We start from the raw sequence: 15,228 nt of genomic DNA on the forward strand, positions 1-15,228 counted from the left end.
TTCAAGCGGCCGGCGAACCTACCCCGGTTGCCGCCTCGAAGGGTTGGACCCGCAGCGCACCGCGCAGACCCGCCGTCGTGCCAAGCAGAATGCCGGCAACAGCGATGAACGAGCCCAGCGCCAGCGTCGACATGCCGGTGAGCCCCTGCCCTATCGAGCAGCCGAACGCCATTACGCCGCCGATCCCCATCAGCGCCGCGCCGGTGCCCGAGCGCAGCATGTGGCGCGGCGAAGAATAGCCTTCGAGCTTGAAGCGCCCCGTGACGAGCGCAGTGACCAGGCTCCCGGCGAAGACGCCCGCGACCGTCGCGATGCCGAAATTGAGGGTCAGGCCGGTCGAGAGCATGGCGTATTGCAGGCTATCAGCAATCGGCGCGATGAAAGTGAGCGAAGTCACCGGCACCGGATTGAAATCGTCGGCGCCGAGAGAGCCGGTAGCGAACCAGCCGGCGGCGACGAGCAGGCCGACGACGACGCCCGCGGCGATTTGGCCCGGCGAGCGACGAAATGCCGGATGCGCGAATGCAAACAGGATCAGCCCGACGACGAGCGCGGCAGCGGCCAGCGCGCGCGAAAGAGCTTCAGCCGGGCCAAGCGTTGCCAGCAGCGCCGGCAGCGAATTGGCGTTGACGGTGGTTTGAGAAGCCTGAACCAGCGCGATACGCGCCGGTGCAATCAGGCCCTTGAGCGTCATCTGCGCGGCAATCGCAAGCACGATCACGACGACGAAGGAACGGAGATTACCGCGGCCGAGCAGCACTAGCGCCCGCGAGCCACAGCCGTTCGACAGCACCATGCCGTAGCCGAACAGCAGGCCGCCGAGGAACAGCACCGGCACCGAAAACGTCTGTTGCAGATAGATCGACTTGCCGAGATCGACCATGCCACTACCGGCGAAGAACTGGCTGGTGGCAATCGCAACGGCAATCGCCAGCGCATAGGTGCGCACCAGCCGCCCGTCGCCCCGCGCCAGAAAACCGCGCATGCTGCTCATCAGGCAGAAGCCGCTGAGCAGGCCGACGGCGCCATAAATCAGGCCGATGACGAGGCCGGCGAGGATGACGAGTTGCGTGGATTCCATCGGTTGTTCTCAGAACTCTCGCCAATCTCCGTCATTGCGAGCGCAGCGAAGCAATCCAGTCTGTCTCCGCGGGTGCATTTCTGGATTGCTTCGCTGCGCTCGCAATGACGGTGTGTTACGGCTTCAGGATCACTCGGTCGCGCGACGAGCCAGCGACAGCGACATAAGCATCCCTGGCGCGCTCCAGCGGATAGACGGCGCTCGCCTTGATCGGGAACGGTTTCAGATGCCCACTCGCAAAGCCCGGACCGAGATCACGAAGCACCGCACCGGTCGCCGCCGACGAAAGGCCGAGCGTGTCGATACCGACATAGGTATGCTGGCCCCGGTAGAACTCCAGAATGTTGAACTGGACGATGCGGTCGATCGCGGCGATCAGGATCTGGCGGCCGCGCAGAGCAAGTGACTTGTGCGCCGCCGGGAAGTAGGGGTCGCCGACCGTGTTGAAGACGATGTCCGCGCCTTTGCCGCCGGTCAAATCGCGCACGCGCGTGGCGACATCGGTCGTGGAAGCATCGATCAGCTCGACCGGCGCGTTGGTGTGGCCTTCATAGGTCTCCGCCTTGCGCACCACGCCGATCACGCGCGCGCCCTGCCAAGTCGCGATCTGCACGGCGGCCTGGCCGACCTTGCCGTTGACGCCGAAGACCAGCACCATTTCGCCGGGCTTCGGCACGCCGGCGCGACGAAAGCCTTCCATGGCCGTGACGAAGGGCACGCCGATGCCGGCGGCTTCCTCCCAGGACACCGTCTTCGGCTTCTCCACCACGGCATCGGCTTCGACCACGAGATGGGTTGCGTGAGTGCCGTCGCGGCGGATGCCGAGATCGCCGGAGGAGCCAAACACCTCGCGACCGACCGTCCCAGCCGGCCCGTCGATCACCACGCCTGCGTAGTCCCGGCCGGGCGTACGCGGAAAGACGGCATAAGGCATCAACCCCGTTGCGGCCTTGACGTCGGATGGATTGACCGCGGCAGCTTTCACCTCGATCAGGAGATCGTTCGGACCAGGCCTGAGCGTCTGAGGCTCGATCACCGGCGCAAGTGCCGCGGCGTTCTCCGCCTTGGCATTGAGGCGGACGCAACGCGCTTCGACGGTTTTGGTATCGGCTGGCGACATCGAAAGACCCGTGATTTCTTGCGGGCCTTGTCGCCTTTGGGGCCGGTCAAGTCAATCCGTCAAGTCAGTCCTTGGGCCGCTTGTCGTAGAGCCGCTTGGCCTTGCCGAGCGAGCGCTCCAGCGTGGCCGGCGCGACCACCTGAACCTTGGAGCTGATCCCGATCGTGTTCTTGATGTGGGTCGATACCCTGTCGGCGTGATCGACGAGACCGCGGCCGTCCCAGCTTTCGGGACGCGCTTCGGCGATGATCGTCAGCTCGTCCATCCGGCCTTCGCGGGTGAGTTCCAGGATGAAGTGGCCGCCGCACCAATCGGTCGCGAGCAACACCTCCTCGATCTGGGTCGGGAACAGATTGACCCCGCGCAGGATGATCATGTCATCCGAGCGCCCCGTTACCTTCTCCATGCGCCGCATGCCCGGCCGCGCCGTGCCCGGCAACAGCCGCGTCAGGTCGCGGGTGCGATAGCGGATCACCGGAAACGCCTCTTTGGTCAGCGAGGTGAAGACCAATTCGCCCTTCTCGCCGTCGGGCAGCACTGCGCCGGTCTCGGGGTCGATCACTTCAGGGTAGAAATGATCCTCCCAAATATGGAGCCCGTCCTTGGTCTCGATGCATTCCTGCGCCACGCCGGGACCGATCACCTCGGAGAGACCATAGATGTCGGTCGCATCCATGTCGAAGGCGTCCTCGATCTCGCCGCGCATGGCGTTGGTCCAGGGCTCGGCGCCGAAGATGCCGACCTTGAGCGAGCATTGGCGCGGATCGAGCTTCTGACGCTTGAACTCGTCGAGGATCGCCAGCATGTAGCTCGGCGTCACCGTGATGATATCGGGCCGGAAATCGTTGATGAGCTGCACCTGCCGTTCGGTCATGCCGCCGGAGATCGGCACCACGGTGCAGCCGAGCTTCTCGGCGCCGTAGTGCACACCGAGGCCGCCGGTGAAGAGACCATAGCCGTAGGCATTGTGAATGATCATGCCGGTGCGACCACCGGCGGCACGGATCGAGCGCGCCATCACGTCCGACCAGGTGCCGATGTCGCGTTGGGTATAACCGACTACGATCGGCTTGCCCGTCGTGCCGGAGGAGGCATGCACCCGCACCAGTTTTTCACGCGGCACGGCGAACATGTTGAAAGGATAATTGTCGCGGAGGTCCGTCTTCACGGTGAACGGGAATTTGGCGAGATCGGACAGCTCGCGAAAATCGGACGGATGCACGCCGGCCTTGTCGAAGGCGTTGCGATAATGCGCGACGTTGTCGTAGGCGTGCTTCAACGACCAGGCCAGCCGCTGCTTTTGCAGCGCCATGATCTCGTCGCGCGAGGCGCGCTCCTGCGCGTCCATCTCGGCGCTATAGGTGTTGCCACCTTCCTTGCGTCTCGTCAGAGCCATCCTCGTTTCCCCACATTGTCGTTTGTTCTTTTCTTTGGTCTCTTATTGATCCTGCGCCGGCAGCCACGTGCCGGGAATGACACGCGAATGCCCGCGGAATTCCGCGATGACGGTATCGCCTACAGTGACACGCACGTCGTAGATGCCGGAGCGGCCGCCACGGGTGATCTCTCTTGCCATCGCAACCAGGCGATCGCCAAGCTTGCCCGGCCTGATGAACGAGATCTGCCCCTGCGTCGCAACGACGCGCTCATTGTGCGAGTTGCAGGCAAATGCGAAGGCGGAATCGGCGAGCGTGAAGATGAAGCCGCCGTGGGCGATACGCTGGCCATTGACCATGTCCGGCCGCACCAACATCGCCAGCGTCGCAAAGCCCGGGCCGATCTCGACGATCTCCATGCCGAGTCCCTTGGAGGCATCGTCCTCCGCCCACATTGCATCGGCGCAGGCCCGCGCGATATCCTCGGGCGACAAGGTGGCTTTGACGTTCACGCGCTTCTCCCGGGCAAATGTCTATCCATCATGCTCTGCTGCTTGGCCAAAACTGTCAAACATGGTCGTAATCGACCATGACCCGCTCCGACGACGGCTTCGCCTGACAGGTCAGGATAAAGCCGGCCTTCAGCTCCCAGGGTTCCAGAGAGTAATTGATGTCCATCGGCGCCTCGCCCTCGACCAGCTTGGCACGGCAGGTCGAGCACATGCCGCCCTTGCAGGCGAAGGGCAGATCGACGCCGGCGCGCAGCGCGGCATCGAGTATCGCCTCGTCCTCGGCAACAGGCACGTCGCGGCGCTTGCCGTCGATGATCAGGGACGCGACCGCCTTCGGCGGCGCGTCGGGCGCAACGGCTTTCTTCGGCCGCGGCTTGCCGCCGAATTCGGAGACAAAGCGCTCGACATGGATACGCTCTTCCGCAATCCCGAGGTCGCGGCAGGTCGCCTCGATGTCTTCGCTCATGCCTGATGGACCGCAGATGAAGACATGATCGACGCTCTCCGCCGGCACTAGTGAACGCAAGAGCACCCTCACCTTGTCGCCGTCGAGCCGGCCATGCAGGATCGGGATATCCTGTTCCTCACCGGAGATGACGTGGAAGATCGAGAGGCGGTCGATGAAGCGGTCCTTCAGCTCCTCCAGCTCTTCGAGAAACATGATGTTGTCGGTGGCGCGGTTGCCGTAGAACAGAAAGAAGCGACTGTCGGGCTCGCGCACGAGCGTGCCTTTCACGATCGAGAGAATGGGCGTGATGCCGGAGCCCGCGGCAAAGCCGACATGGATACGGCCGGTCTCCGCTGATGGGACCAGGCCGAAGCGCCCCGTCGGCGTCATCACGTCGAGCTCGTCGCCGCATTTCAGCTCGTCCGCCGCCCAGCTCGAAAACGCGCCGCCGTCGACCTTCTTCACGGCGATGCGGATCTCGCCGTCGTCGGGTCCGGAACAGATGGAATAGGAACGGCGCACTTCTTCGCCATCGAGAGTGGTGCGGAGCGTCAGGTATTGGCCGGGCGTGAAGGCATAATCACTGGCGAGTTCGCCGGGAATGGCGAAGGTCATCGAGATGGCATCCGAGGCCTCGCGGCGGAGGTCGTTGACGGCCAAGCGATGGAAGCGCGGTGCGACTGCTGACATGATCAATGACACTTGAAATAATCGAAGGGTTCACGGCAGGCCTTGCACCGCCAGAGCGCCTTGCAGGAGGTCGAGCCGAATTCGGACAAGAGTTCGGTCTTGTCAGAGCCGCATTGCGGACACGCGACGGCCTGTCCGCCGAATAGCGCGCGGCGCGAGCTTGAGGCCTGCGGCGGCGCGATGCCGTAGGCGCGCAGCTTCCGGCGGCCCTCCTCGCTCATCCAGTCGGTGGTCCAGGCCGGCGACAACACCGTGCGCACCTCCGGACGACGGAAGCCGGCGCGCTCCAGTGCAAGCTCGATCTCGAGTGCAATCATGTTCATGGCCGGGCAGCCCGAATAGGTCGGCGTGATCGCGACCTCGACGCGATCGCCGTCCAGAACGACGTCACGGAGCACGCCGAGATCGGCGATGGTCAGCACCGGAATCTCGGGATCGACCACGCTCGCCGCGGCATCCCAGGCCCGCCGGCGTAGCTCGCTATCGCGCTCCAGCACCGTCACCATGTCGACCCCGGGAAGGTGCGCTGCATCGATTGCAGCTCGGACAGGAGATGGCCGAGATGCTCGCTGTGCCGGCCAGAGCGGCCACTCTGCTGCATCCAGTCGTTCTGCGGCAGCTCAAGTGTCGCCTCTCTGACAATATCAGACAACGTCGTCAACCAACGACCGCGCAAGCTCGCCGGATCGATGGCAATATCGGCATGGATCAGGGCGCGCTCGGCTTCGTCCACGGCAAACATCTCACCGGTGAACGCCCAGAGATGATCGATCGCGGCCTGCGCGCGGGCCCTGCTTTCGTCCGTGCCGTCGCCGAGCCGGATGATCCACTCGGAGGCATGGCGCAGATGATAGGCGCTCTCTTTCTCCGACTTGGCCGCAATGGCGGCAAGCGTCGTATCGCGCGAGGTCATCATCGCGCGCCAATAGAGGTCGGCGAAGGCGGAATAGAAGAACTGCCGCACCAGCGTCTGGGCGAAATCGCCGTTCGGCTGTTCGACCAGCAGAAGGTTACGGTATTGCCTGACGTCGCGCAGATAGGCGAGTTTGTCCTCGTCGTTGTCGTTGCCTTCGACCTTGGCGGCGTAAGTGTAGAGCTCGCGCGCCTGGCCGATCAGGTCGAGCGCGATGTTGGACAGCGCCATGTCCTCTTCCAGCATCGGCGAGTGACCGCACCATTCCGACAACCGGTGGCCGAGGATCAGCGCGTCATCGGCGCGGCGCAGCGCGTACAGCACTAGCGGCGTTTCGGAGACCTGGATGTTGGCGACCGGCATCACATGTGCCCCACTTCTTCGGGCACCTCATAAAAGGTCGGGTGCCGATAGATCTTCGATTCCGCCGGTTCGAACATCATGCCCTTGTCGGCCGGATCGCTCGCGGTGATCGCGATGGAGGGCACGACCCAGATCGACAGGCCCTCGCCGCGACGGGTGTAAATGTCCCGAGCAGCTTGCAGCGCCATCGTCGCGTCGCTCGCATGCAGCGAGCCGACATGTTTGTGCGCAAGCCCGTTGCGGCTGCGAATGAAGACTTCCCACAGCGGCGTGTTCGGCGTGGCCATCGTGATCTCCCTATTCCGCGGCTTGTGCGGTCTGACGCTGCGCGCGCTTTGCCGCGTAAGCGGCTGCCGCCTCACGCACCCAGGCGCCCTCCTCGTGCGCCTTGCGGCGCGCGGCCATGCGATCGCGATTGCACGGGCCGTTGCCGGCGAGCACCTGCTTGAATTCGGTCCAGTCGATCTCGCTGTAGCGCCAGTGCCCGTCCACATCCTGCGTCATGGCAGGATCTGGAATGGTGAGGCCGAGATATTGCGCCTGCGGCACCGTAGCATCGACGAATTTCTGGCGCAGCTCGTCATTGGAGAAGCGCTTGATCTTCCACTTCGTCGAGGTGTCGCTGTGCTGGCTCGTCGCATCCGGCGGGCCGAACATCATCAGCACCGGCCACCACCAGCGGTTCAACGCATCCTGCGCCATCGCCTTCTGCTCCTCCGAGCCGCGGCACAGCGTCAGCATGATCTCGTAGCCCTGGCGCTGGTGAAATGACTCCTCCTTGCAGACGCGGATCATCGCGCGCGCATAGGGGCCATAGGAGCAGCGGCACAGTGGGATCTGGTTCATGATCGCGGCGCCGTCGACCAGCCAGCCGATGGTGCCGATGTCGGCCCAGGTCAGCGTCGGATAATTGAAGATCGAGGAATATTTGGCTTTGCCCGCGAGCATCGCGTCGACCAGTTCTTCGCGCGAGGTCCCTAACGTCTCGGCGGCGGCATAGAGATAGAGCCCGTGGCCGCATTCGTCCTGCACCTTGGCGAGCAGCGCGGCCTTGCGGCGCAGCGTCGGCGCGCGCGTGATCCAGTTGCCCTCGGGCAGCATGCCGACGATCTCGGAATGGGCGTGCTGGGAGATCTGGCGGGTGAGCGTCTTGCGGTAGGCCGCCGGCATCCAGTCGTTCGGCTCGATGCGCTCCTCGGCATCGATGCGGCCCTGGAATTGCGCAGCCCTGGCCGCGTCCTCAAGACCGCGATCGTCGGTCTCGGCCGTGTTCAGCGCCTGGGTGTACATGCGCATCCTCCCGATTTGTTGGGAGGAAATATATAACAGAATTTAGTTCATGCAAGATATTTCTGTAACATATAGATCAAACGCCGAACCTCCGTTCCAGAAGCTTCCGCGCCGCGGGCAAGGGTCCCCTCTCGTTGGTTCCATGGCTGTCGAGCCATTGTTCCGACGGAGCCAGCAGTGCGCGATAAATCTCGCCGCAAAGCGCACGCGCCGCCCTGCCCGGCCAATCCGACGGCAACAGGCTTTCGGGCAACAGCGGATCGCGCAGCACCACGCGGCGGTAATAGTGGATCAGGAGGATGCGCGCGGTGAAGGCGTCAGCCTCGGATAAATCCGTGCCGCGCGCGATCGCGGCACGGAGCGGCTCGAACGTCTTCATGAATTTCAGATACGCATCCGCAGTGCGGTCCAGCGGCCAGCTCGCGCTGAGCAGGCGGCGGCCGCTGTCATCCTCCGCCGAGACTTCGAGACGGATCGCGCCCACGGCCTCGTCGGGCACCGGTACGCCCGACGGCGCGACCCATACGCCCGGCAGCGGACTGCCGAAGCCGGCATTGCGGAGTGCCTCGCGCGAGGCGTCGCGGTCCTCGCCGTTGCCGATCAGGAGCAGCTCGAAGCGACCGGTCCAGTCGGACGGCGGCGGATCGTAGATGTGGCGCGTCGCGGCCTCGAAAGTCTGGCGTCCCTTTTCGGCCAGCCGATAGAAGCTGTTGCGGCCGACCTTTTCGCGGGTCAGCCAGCCATCGGCCGCAAGGCGCGACATCGCGGTGCGCACCACGCCACTGTCGATGTCGAGGCTTTCGAAGAATTCCAACAGCGTGCCGAGCCACACCACACCGCCGCGCGGCACGATGGCGTCACCGAACACGGTGATGACGATGGAGCCGGTGCGCGACGGCTCGCGCTTGAGCTGGTCGATGATACGGGACAACGGATGCGCCATCCGCGAGGCATAGCGCGTTTGGTGCGGGCGCGACAATGGACGGGAGCGACGAGGCGAGAGCCAGGCTCGATCCTTCGAGACGGCGCGTCCTCTTCTCCCTCTCCCCGTTCCTACGGGGAGAGGGTTGGGGTGAGGGGCTGTATCAGCAAACTCAGTAGCAGACGGACTCGCGGAGATTCCCCCTCACCCGCCACGCTCCGCGTGTCGGCCTCTCCCCGCAAGCGGGGAGAGGCGAAGGAAGCAATCACCTGTGCGGATCGGGATAGGCCAGGCTGCGCCAGCCGCTGCGATCGAACGGCCGCCACTGGCCTTCTTTCTGCGCGAGGCGGTCGGCCACGGCATAGACCACGGCGGGATGATGACCCATGCCGCAATGGCTGCTTTCGACCTCGATGCTCTCGGTCTGCGCTCCCGATTTCTCCATGCAGCCCTGCCAGGCGCAGACGCCGTCGGTGCGGCTGAAGATGGCGGTGGTCGGCACCGGCGGCGGGAGGGCTAGCTCGCCGCCGAAACGCGGATCGACCTCGTCGGCCTTGCGCCCGCTCGCCCATTCATAGACGCGCCAGGCGTTGGTCGAGCGCGGATCGCCGGCAAAGGGGCTGCCGAGCGTGATCACCTGGCGTACGCGCTCCGGCATCATCTTGGCGAGCTGGCGCGCATAGAGGCCGCCGAGGCTCCAGCCGACCAGGCTGATCTTGCGGCCATGCGTGTCGCTGAGCTCCTGGACCAGATCGACCATCGCGTGCTGGACGCCGGGACGCAGTCCGTAGTTGCGACCCTGGCGCCAGCCGCTCACCGCATAGCCTTTGCTGGCCAGAAACGCGCGCAGCGCGCGCGTGGACGTATCGGAGGCCACGAGGCCCGGCAGTACCAGCACCGGATGCCCATCGCCGCGGGGCGCAAGGCTCAGCAGCGGCAGCGCGCCGAGGAATGCGCCGAACTCATGAATCGCACGCCCCTCCAGAAACATCAGGGTGCGGGACGGCGGACGCAGCGTCTGGGCAGTTGCGGTCATCAATTTTTCCCCTGGGACGAATTCCTGGAAAGGCCGCCGGCTGCGATGCCGGCAAACGGGCGTGAATTCCAATACGCCGGCTTCTTGATCGTTCCGCAGCGCAACATGAATCAGCTAGGCGGCCGGTTCCCGACATTCAAGCGGGAGAGGCGCAAGGCGACAATAGGCCCGCGCGTTAATGCTAACGGCCGTGACGCAAAAGTCACAGCAATCGGAGCAGGAATTCTACGGAGTAGAGCGCAAGTCCCGCGAGGCCGCCGATCAACGAACCGTTGAAGCGGATGTATTGCAGGTCGCGTCCGATGTTGATTTCGATCAGCGAAATCAACTGCGTCATATTCCACGCCTTGACCTGGTCGGAGATGAAGGTCGAGACGCCGCCCTTCTGATCGGCGACGACGCTGCGCAGCACGGTCACCAAGCCCTTGTTGATCTCCCCGCGCAGTTCGGCATCGCCGGCGAGCGCTTCGCCCGCGGCGACGAACATGCCGGCGAGATGATGCTGGAGCACTTGCGTCTCGCCGCTTGCGCTGCGCTCGATGAAGGAGCGCGTGTTGGCCCAGACGGTGCGGGCGAGATCGGCAAGCTCCGGCCGCGCCAGCAGATCGCGCTTCAGGCCGTCGATGCGGTCGATATAGGCCCGATCGGTGCCGAGCTGGTCGACGAAGTTCAACACCATGCGATCGAACTCGCCGCGGAACGGATGTTTGGGGTCGCTGCGCACTTCATTGAAGAAAGCGGTGGCGGACGCCACGATCTTGTTCACCAGAAACTTGTCGGCGCGATAGAGCCGCAGCAACGTCGGCAATTCCGCGCGCACCTTCTCGCGGATCATCGCCATCGTCTCCTTCTGATTCAGCGTGTCGTGCATCACGCGCAGGAGATCGTCGAACAGAATCTGGTGCCGCCCTTCCGCGACGAAGCCGCGCAGCGTGCCCGCGGCGAGCGGCGCAAGGTCGATCGCCTGGAGCTGGGAAGACATGCGGCGGATGATGAAGGTCATCAGGCCCGAGCTTTCCGTCGCTGAGAACGCCTCCGGCAGCAGGCGCAGCGCAAAGCGCGCGAGATCGTCGCTGCGCTTGCGGTCACGCAGCCAGTCGGCGACGAAGGAGCCGAAATCGATTTCCTTCAGCTTGGCCTCGACGGGACCGGTCTCGAGGAAATGCACCTGGATGAATTCGCCGAGCTTGTCGGCGATGCGGGCCTGGTTGCTCTGGATGATCGCGGTATGCGGGATCGGCAGGCCGAGCGGCCGTTTGAAGAGCGCGACCACGGCATACCAGTCGGCGAGCCCGCCGATGGTCGCGGCTTCCGCGAAGGCCGCGATGAAGCCGAACACGGGATGCACGTTCAGCAGGAGTTTTGCGACAGTGAACAGAGCGAGCGTCGAGGCCAACACCAGCGTCGCCAGCGCTTTCACGCGCCGCAGCTCCGCCGCGCGTTCGGCGTCGCCGGGGGTGTCGAAGGAAAAGGTGGCGGGTGCGTTCATGACTGCATCACCCTACCCGTCATTGCGAGCGAAGCGAAGCAATCCAGTCTGCCTCCGTGGAAAGACTCTGGATTGCTTCGTCGCTTCGCTCCTCGCAACGACGACTGCGGCAGCGCAAAACAAAGGCCCGCCGAAGCGGGCCTCAAATTCAGTTGCTACTCAGGCGCCAAATCAGGCGGTCTTGTTGTAGACCTTGGCAAAGTTGTCCTGAGCGGACTTCGCACCGTTGGCGGCGAGCTTGCCGAGATAGTCGGCGGTCGCCTTTGCACGCGAGACGAACGCTTCGCCGCGGGCGCGGAGCAGGCTCGACTGGATCTCGACGGCCTCGCTGATCGACTTGGCGGACGCGAGCTTGTCGATGCCCGAGAAGAACGCCTCGGCGTCCTCATAGATCGCCTGCTGGATATTGCGGCTGATCTTGCCGGCCTCGGCGACGGATTCGGTCACCGCGTTCTCGACGGCGGCGGTCACCCGCTCGGAGCCGGCGAAAGCTTCGGCGGCACGGTCCTTGGCGGTGTTGGCGGTCTTCTTGACGAACTCGCGGGCGGCCTCGGGAACTTCCAGATTCTGGATGTTCTTGAAAGCGTCCTTGAAGCCCTCGAAAGCGGTGTTGGTTTCAGTGGTCATGGGGTTCTCTCCATCCTCATTGGTCTGAGCTATGGCTCACCCCGTCCGCATTGGCCCGGGGCATGGCTTATATGGCGTAGTAAATTGTGCGATGCAATATTCGTATTGCAGTGCGATATCACGAAATCGTGAACAGCCTTAACACAAGGCGCCACAGTGCCCTAGTTGGAGGCCGTCTCGGACGAATTAGGTCCGTACCGGCCCGATCTTCGGCTTAATGCTGGACGGCGCCTGGCAATCCATAGGCCTCCATCTGCGCCTGAACCTGCGCGATGTTGTGCCCCAGCACGACAATGTCATGGGTCTTGCCATCGATATCCCGCACGTGGTCGCGCAGCAGCGCCTCGGCCTTGAACCCGAGGCCTTCGAAAAGCGCGATCGCCGCCTGCTGGTCGACCGTCATCTGCACCGAGAGCTTTTCCAGGCCAGCCCCGAGCGCAAGTGCAAAGGTCTCCTGTGAGAGCGCCTTCCCCACACCCTGCCCGCGCACGTCGGACGAGACCACCATGCGGATCTCGCCGACATGAGGCGACCAGGAATGCGGATCACGCACCAGCGTGCCGCAGCCGACGACCTTGCCGTCCCTCACCGCGAGCAGGCTCGTGATTGCGCCGCGCTCGATCTCCTTGACCCAGGCGGAGAGCACCTTCGGCTCGCTGATATTGCGTGGCAGGAACAACAGATCGTGGGACGGAAGACCTTGGCCGAAGGCGAGCACCGCGGCTTCGTCTCCGGGCGACATCAGGCGGATCTCGATATCACCAGCATCGGTCTTGATGTGACGCGGATAGGAACGCTGCTCACTCATGTCGATCTCTTTCCCAGCCAGGAGTCCAATTTTGGCCACAGCCGCTTCACCGCGTTGGCACCGGCGACGAGGGAGACGTGGCCGCCCTTCAACATCACCTCTTCCTTGTCCTCGGAGCCGATCTTCGCGATCAGGTGCTTTGCGGCGTCATAAGGCACGATGTGATCGTGCTCGGCGACGGCATGAAGGATCGGCACCTTGATGTTTTCGAGCTTCGCCGCGCGGCCGCCGACCGACATGGTGTCGTTGAATAGCTTGTTGTCCCACATCAGGTCCTTGGTGATGGTGCGGAAATACTCGCCCGCCAGCGGCAGCGTGTCGGTCGCCCAGCGGTCGAACATGCGGTAAGACTTGACGAACTCGTCGTTCCAGATGTTTTCCCAGAGCTGGATTTGGCTCACCGTGCGCGAGGCCGGACGCAGCATCTCGAACGAGGACAGGATCATCTCCGGCGGCACGTTGCCGACGCTGTCGACGAGATGGTCGACATCGAAATAGCGGCGGTCGGAGAAATTCGAGAACAGCTTCATCTCGCGGAAGTCGATCGGCGTGGTGAAGCAGATCAGATTCTTCATCGGCCCGTCCTTGTGGATCGAGCCGTAGAGCAGCGACAGCACGCCGCCGAAGCAATAGCCGATGACGGAAACGTCCTGCTCGCCGGAATCGGCTTGCACGCGGCGGACGCAATCCGGGATGAAGTCGAGGACATAGTCCTCCATCCGCAGGCTCTTCTCCTCCGGCCTCGGCGCGCTCCAGTCGAGCATATAGACGTCGTAACCGCGCTTGAGCAGGAACTCGATGAAGCTCTGGCCGGGGACGAGGTCGAGAATGTAGCCGCGATTGGTCGTCGCCATCACGATCAGCACCGGGATGCGGTAGATCTCGTCCGACATCGGCCGGTAGTGGTAGAGGCTCATCGTGCCGCGCGAATGCAGCACGTCCTTCGGTGTCGAGCCGAGCGTGGGGCCGGAGGTCGAGAAATATTCGACACCCTTGATGCTGCGCTGGATCGCGCGCTGCACCTCGGTCTGGATGCGCTCCGGGATAGATGCGAAATCAAGTCCCGTCGGCGCATTCATTTCTGCTCTCCGTTTTCGGAGGGCGGACGCTTCGTCCGCGGCGGCCGTGGCGTCCCATCGGAGCCTTGCGAGATGCCCGAACTCGCCGCCATTTGGCTCAGTATCGACTTCATCTCGTCGAGCTGGACTTCAATGGACTGGAGCCGCTCCGCAAGACCCGTGACCTGCTCGCGGCTCGGCAGGTTCATTGCGACGAGGTATTTCTCCACGAGCTCGCCGAGCTGCTTCTGAGCACCTGCAGCAACTCCTCCCGCACGGTTCATCGCCTGTGAAAACTCGGGCGATGACATGGCCTGGTTGGCGAAGGAGTTGAACCCCTTCTCCATCTCGCCCACCATCTTCTGCCATAAGGCGACGGGGTCGTTGGTCTTGTCGGTCATCGGCGTCCTCCTGGTATCGAGAGCTTCGACGCCCTTCTTTTTGGCCATACCACACCGTTGCGAGGGGCCGGTCAACCGGCAAGCGACCCGGTGCCGCACACACGGCTTCTTTGCCGCGGGAAACCGTGCAATACAGCATTGGTCAGCAGCAAGGGAAAGCGACCGTGACCGTCCATCAGCCGCCCCAGACCGTCCGCGCCAATGGCATCGACATCTGTTACGAGATTTTCGGCAACGGCAACGCTGAGCCGCTGCTGCTGATCATGGGGCTCGGGGCGCAGATGATCCATTGGGACGATGCGTTCTGCGAGCAGCTCGCCGCGCGCGGCTTTCGCGTGATCCGCTTCGACAATCGCGATATCGGCAAGTCGAGCCATCTGACGGGCGGCAAGCGGCTAACGCCGCTCGAGCTGTTGAAGCTGCGCTTCCTCAGGATTCCCGTGGCAGCGACCTACAAGCTGATCGACATGGCCAGGGACACGGTCGGGCTGATGGACGCGCTCGGCATCAAGTCGGCGCATCTGGTCGGCGCCTCGATGGGCGGCATGATCGCGCAGGAAGTGACGCTGTCGTTCCCCGAGCGCGTGCGTTCGCTGACCTCGATCATGTCAACGACAGGCAATCCGCGCGTGCCGCCGCCGACACGCGAGGCGGCCGCCATGCTGATGGCGCCGCCGCCGCGCAGCAAGGAGGAATTCATGGTCCGCTTCGGCCAGACCTGGAAGGTGCTGCGCGTCGGGCATTTTCCCGAGGAGGAAGCGCTCGACCCCGGTCGTGCCGAGCGGGTGTTCGCGCGCGGACTTAATCCGGCCGGTGTCGGCCGGCAGCTCCGCGCCGTGCTCGCCTCCGGCAGCCGCAAGGAACGGCTTCATGGCATGAGGACGCCGACGCTGGTCATTCACGGCACCGTCGATCCCCTGGTCCATCCCGAGGGTGGCAAGGACACGGCAGCGTCAATTCCAGGCGCCAAGCTATTGATGATCGAGGGCATGGGCCACGCGCTGCCGATGCGGTTCTGGCCGGAGATCATCGGCGCGATCGACAAGCACGCGCATGGGGCGGCGGCGCAGGCGGCGTAGACCGCCGGTCTCCTT

Annotated in this window: 17 protein-coding genes; 1 reads left to right on the plus strand and 16 read right to left on the minus strand. The window is 64.0% G+C overall.

The genetic code is table 11. From position 1 onward, the window contains the following. Position 1: 1 nt before the first annotated feature. The 16 genes from ACR9YP_RS33205 to ACR9YP_RS33280 all read right to left on the minus strand — a co-directional run bounded on the left by ACR9YP_RS33205 (position 2) and on the right by ACR9YP_RS33280 (position 14,134). Positions 2-1,081, minus strand: coding sequence for a YeeE/YedE family protein (locus ACR9YP_RS33205; RefSeq protein WP_438109998.1), 1,080 nt, complete (start codon positions 1,079-1,081; stop codon positions 2-4). A gap of 115 nt (positions 1,082-1,196) precedes the next feature. Next, entirely contained in the window at positions 1,197-2,201 is a 1,005-nt protein-coding gene (locus ACR9YP_RS33210; protein WP_438110000.1) for a quinone oxidoreductase family protein, read from the minus strand. Positions 2,202-2,265: 64 nt separating this feature from the next. After that, the gene (gene paaK, locus ACR9YP_RS33215) at positions 2,266-3,597 is read right to left on the minus strand and encodes a phenylacetate--CoA ligase PaaK (protein ID WP_438110002.1); all 1,332 of its coding nucleotides are present in this window, start codon (positions 3,595-3,597) and stop codon (positions 2,266-2,268) included. A gap of 42 nt (positions 3,598-3,639) precedes the next feature. After that, complete coding sequence (paaI, locus tag ACR9YP_RS33220) at positions 3,640-4,089, minus strand: hydroxyphenylacetyl-CoA thioesterase PaaI (protein WP_438110004.1); 450 nt, start codon at positions 4,087-4,089, stop codon at positions 3,640-3,642. Positions 4,090-4,144: 55 nt separating this feature from the next. Further along, positions 4,145-5,227: a 1,2-phenylacetyl-CoA epoxidase subunit PaaE gene (paaE, locus tag ACR9YP_RS33225; protein ID WP_438110005.1), complete on the minus strand. Its 1,083-nt coding sequence runs from the start codon at positions 5,225-5,227 to the stop codon at positions 4,145-4,147. Between the two features lie 2 nt (positions 5,228-5,229). After that, the gene (paaD, locus tag ACR9YP_RS33230; RefSeq protein WP_370985131.1) at positions 5,230-5,733 is read right to left on the minus strand and encodes a 1,2-phenylacetyl-CoA epoxidase subunit PaaD; all 504 of its coding nucleotides are present in this window, start codon (positions 5,731-5,733) and stop codon (positions 5,230-5,232) included. Beyond that, positions 5,727-6,503 (minus strand): 1,2-phenylacetyl-CoA epoxidase subunit PaaC, encoded by a 777-nt coding sequence (gene paaC, locus ACR9YP_RS33235; protein WP_438110007.1) that lies wholly within the window; start codon positions 6,501-6,503, stop codon positions 5,727-5,729. Before paaC ends, paaD begins: the two co-directional genes overlap by 7 nt. Beyond that, positions 6,503-6,790 carry a 1,2-phenylacetyl-CoA epoxidase subunit PaaB gene (paaB, locus tag ACR9YP_RS33240; protein WP_370985129.1) on the minus strand — a complete coding sequence of 96 codons (288 nt, stop codon included), beginning with the start codon at positions 6,788-6,790 and terminating at the stop codon, positions 6,503-6,505. Before paaB ends, paaC begins: the two co-directional genes overlap by 1 nt. A 10-nt stretch (positions 6,791-6,800) precedes the next feature. Beyond that, a complete protein-coding gene (paaA, locus tag ACR9YP_RS33245) occupies positions 6,801-7,793 on the minus strand; it encodes a 1,2-phenylacetyl-CoA epoxidase subunit PaaA (RefSeq protein ID WP_370985128.1) in 993 nt (330 codons plus the stop codon). A gap of 76 nt (positions 7,794-7,869) precedes the next feature. Next, positions 7,870-8,736, minus strand: coding sequence for a phenylacetic acid degradation operon negative regulatory protein PaaX (gene paaX / locus ACR9YP_RS33250; RefSeq protein WP_370985127.1), 867 nt, complete (start codon positions 8,734-8,736; stop codon positions 7,870-7,872). A 244-nt stretch (positions 8,737-8,980) separates the two neighbouring features. After that, positions 8,981-9,751 (minus strand): esterase/lipase family protein, encoded by a 771-nt coding sequence (locus ACR9YP_RS33255; protein ID WP_370985125.1) that lies wholly within the window; start codon positions 9,749-9,751, stop codon positions 8,981-8,983. Between the two features lie 202 nt (positions 9,752-9,953). Next, entirely contained in the window at positions 9,954-11,240 is a 1,287-nt protein-coding gene (locus tag ACR9YP_RS33260; protein ID WP_370985124.1) for a DUF445 domain-containing protein, read from the minus strand. A 171-nt stretch (positions 11,241-11,411) separates the two neighbouring features. Next, positions 11,412-11,867, minus strand: a complete 456-nt coding sequence (locus ACR9YP_RS33265) for a phasin (protein ID WP_438110010.1) — start codon at positions 11,865-11,867, stop codon at positions 11,412-11,414. A gap of 214 nt (positions 11,868-12,081) precedes the next feature. Further along, positions 12,082-12,675 carry a GNAT family N-acetyltransferase gene (locus tag ACR9YP_RS33270; protein ID WP_176945755.1) on the minus strand — a complete coding sequence of 198 codons (594 nt, stop codon included), beginning with the start codon at positions 12,673-12,675 and terminating at the stop codon, positions 12,082-12,084. Next, positions 12,672-13,754, minus strand: a complete 1,083-nt coding sequence (locus tag ACR9YP_RS33275) for a PHA/PHB synthase family protein (protein ID WP_474217879.1) — start codon at positions 13,752-13,754, stop codon at positions 12,672-12,674. The genes ACR9YP_RS33270 and ACR9YP_RS33275 overlap by 4 nt, the downstream gene beginning before the upstream one ends. Then, positions 13,751-14,134 (minus strand): hypothetical protein, encoded by a 384-nt coding sequence (locus ACR9YP_RS33280; RefSeq protein ID WP_438110012.1) that lies wholly within the window; start codon positions 14,132-14,134, stop codon positions 13,751-13,753. Before ACR9YP_RS33280 ends, ACR9YP_RS33275 begins: the two co-directional genes overlap by 4 nt. Before the next feature lie 164 nt (positions 14,135-14,298). On the opposite strand from ACR9YP_RS33280, the gene ACR9YP_RS33285 reads away from it, so the two are divergent. Further along, entirely contained in the window at positions 14,299-15,213 is a 915-nt protein-coding gene (locus ACR9YP_RS33285) for an alpha/beta fold hydrolase (RefSeq protein WP_438110014.1), read from the plus strand. Positions 15,214-15,228 lie beyond the last annotated feature (15 nt).

The organism is Bradyrhizobium sp. BR14999, from assembly GCF_056106085.1.

What these genes read in the sequence shown, in the direction of transcription:
- ACR9YP_RS33265 (WP_438110010.1), bottom strand. Translation starts at nt 11,867, where the DNA reads ATGACCACTGAAACCAACACCGCTTTCGAGGGCTTCAAGGACGCTTTC.
- ACR9YP_RS33205 (WP_438109998.1), bottom strand. Translation starts at nt 1,081, where the DNA reads ATGGAATCCACGCAACTCGTCATCCTCGCCGGCCTCGTCATCGGCCTG.
- paaA (WP_370985128.1), bottom strand. Translation starts at nt 7,793, where the DNA reads ATGTACACCCAGGCGCTGAACACGGCCGAGACCGACGATCGCGGTCTT.
- ACR9YP_RS33280 (WP_438110012.1), bottom strand. Translation starts at nt 14,134, where the DNA reads ATGACCGACAAGACCAACGACCCCGTCGCCTTATGGCAGAAGATGGTG.
- ACR9YP_RS33270 (WP_176945755.1), bottom strand. Translation starts at nt 12,675, where the DNA reads ATGAGTGAGCAGCGTTCCTATCCGCGTCACATCAAGACCGATGCTGGT.
- ACR9YP_RS33275 (WP_474217879.1), bottom strand. Translation starts at nt 13,754, where the DNA reads ATGAATGCGCCGACGGGACTTGATTTCGCATCTATCCCGGAGCGCATC.
- paaD (WP_370985131.1), bottom strand. Translation starts at nt 5,733, where the DNA reads ATGGTGACGGTGCTGGAGCGCGATAGCGAGCTACGCCGGCGGGCCTGG.
- paaE (WP_438110005.1), bottom strand. Translation starts at nt 5,227, where the DNA reads ATGTCAGCAGTCGCACCGCGCTTCCATCGCTTGGCCGTCAACGACCTC.
- paaB (WP_370985129.1), bottom strand. Translation starts at nt 6,790, where the DNA reads ATGGCCACGCCGAACACGCCGCTGTGGGAAGTCTTCATTCGCAGCCGC.
- ACR9YP_RS33260 (WP_370985124.1), bottom strand. Translation starts at nt 11,240, where the DNA reads ATGAACGCACCCGCCACCTTTTCCTTCGACACCCCCGGCGACGCCGAA.
- ACR9YP_RS33255 (WP_370985125.1), bottom strand. Translation starts at nt 9,751, where the DNA reads ATGACCGCAACTGCCCAGACGCTGCGTCCGCCGTCCCGCACCCTGATG.
- paaK (WP_438110002.1), bottom strand. Translation starts at nt 3,597, where the DNA reads ATGGCTCTGACGAGACGCAAGGAAGGTGGCAACACCTATAGCGCCGAG.
- paaC (WP_438110007.1), bottom strand. Translation starts at nt 6,503, where the DNA reads ATGCCGGTCGCCAACATCCAGGTCTCCGAAACGCCGCTAGTGCTGTAC.
- paaX (WP_370985127.1), bottom strand. Translation starts at nt 8,736, where the DNA reads ATGGCGCATCCGTTGTCCCGTATCATCGACCAGCTCAAGCGCGAGCCG.
- ACR9YP_RS33210 (WP_438110000.1), bottom strand. Translation starts at nt 2,201, where the DNA reads ATGTCGCCAGCCGATACCAAAACCGTCGAAGCGCGTTGCGTCCGCCTC.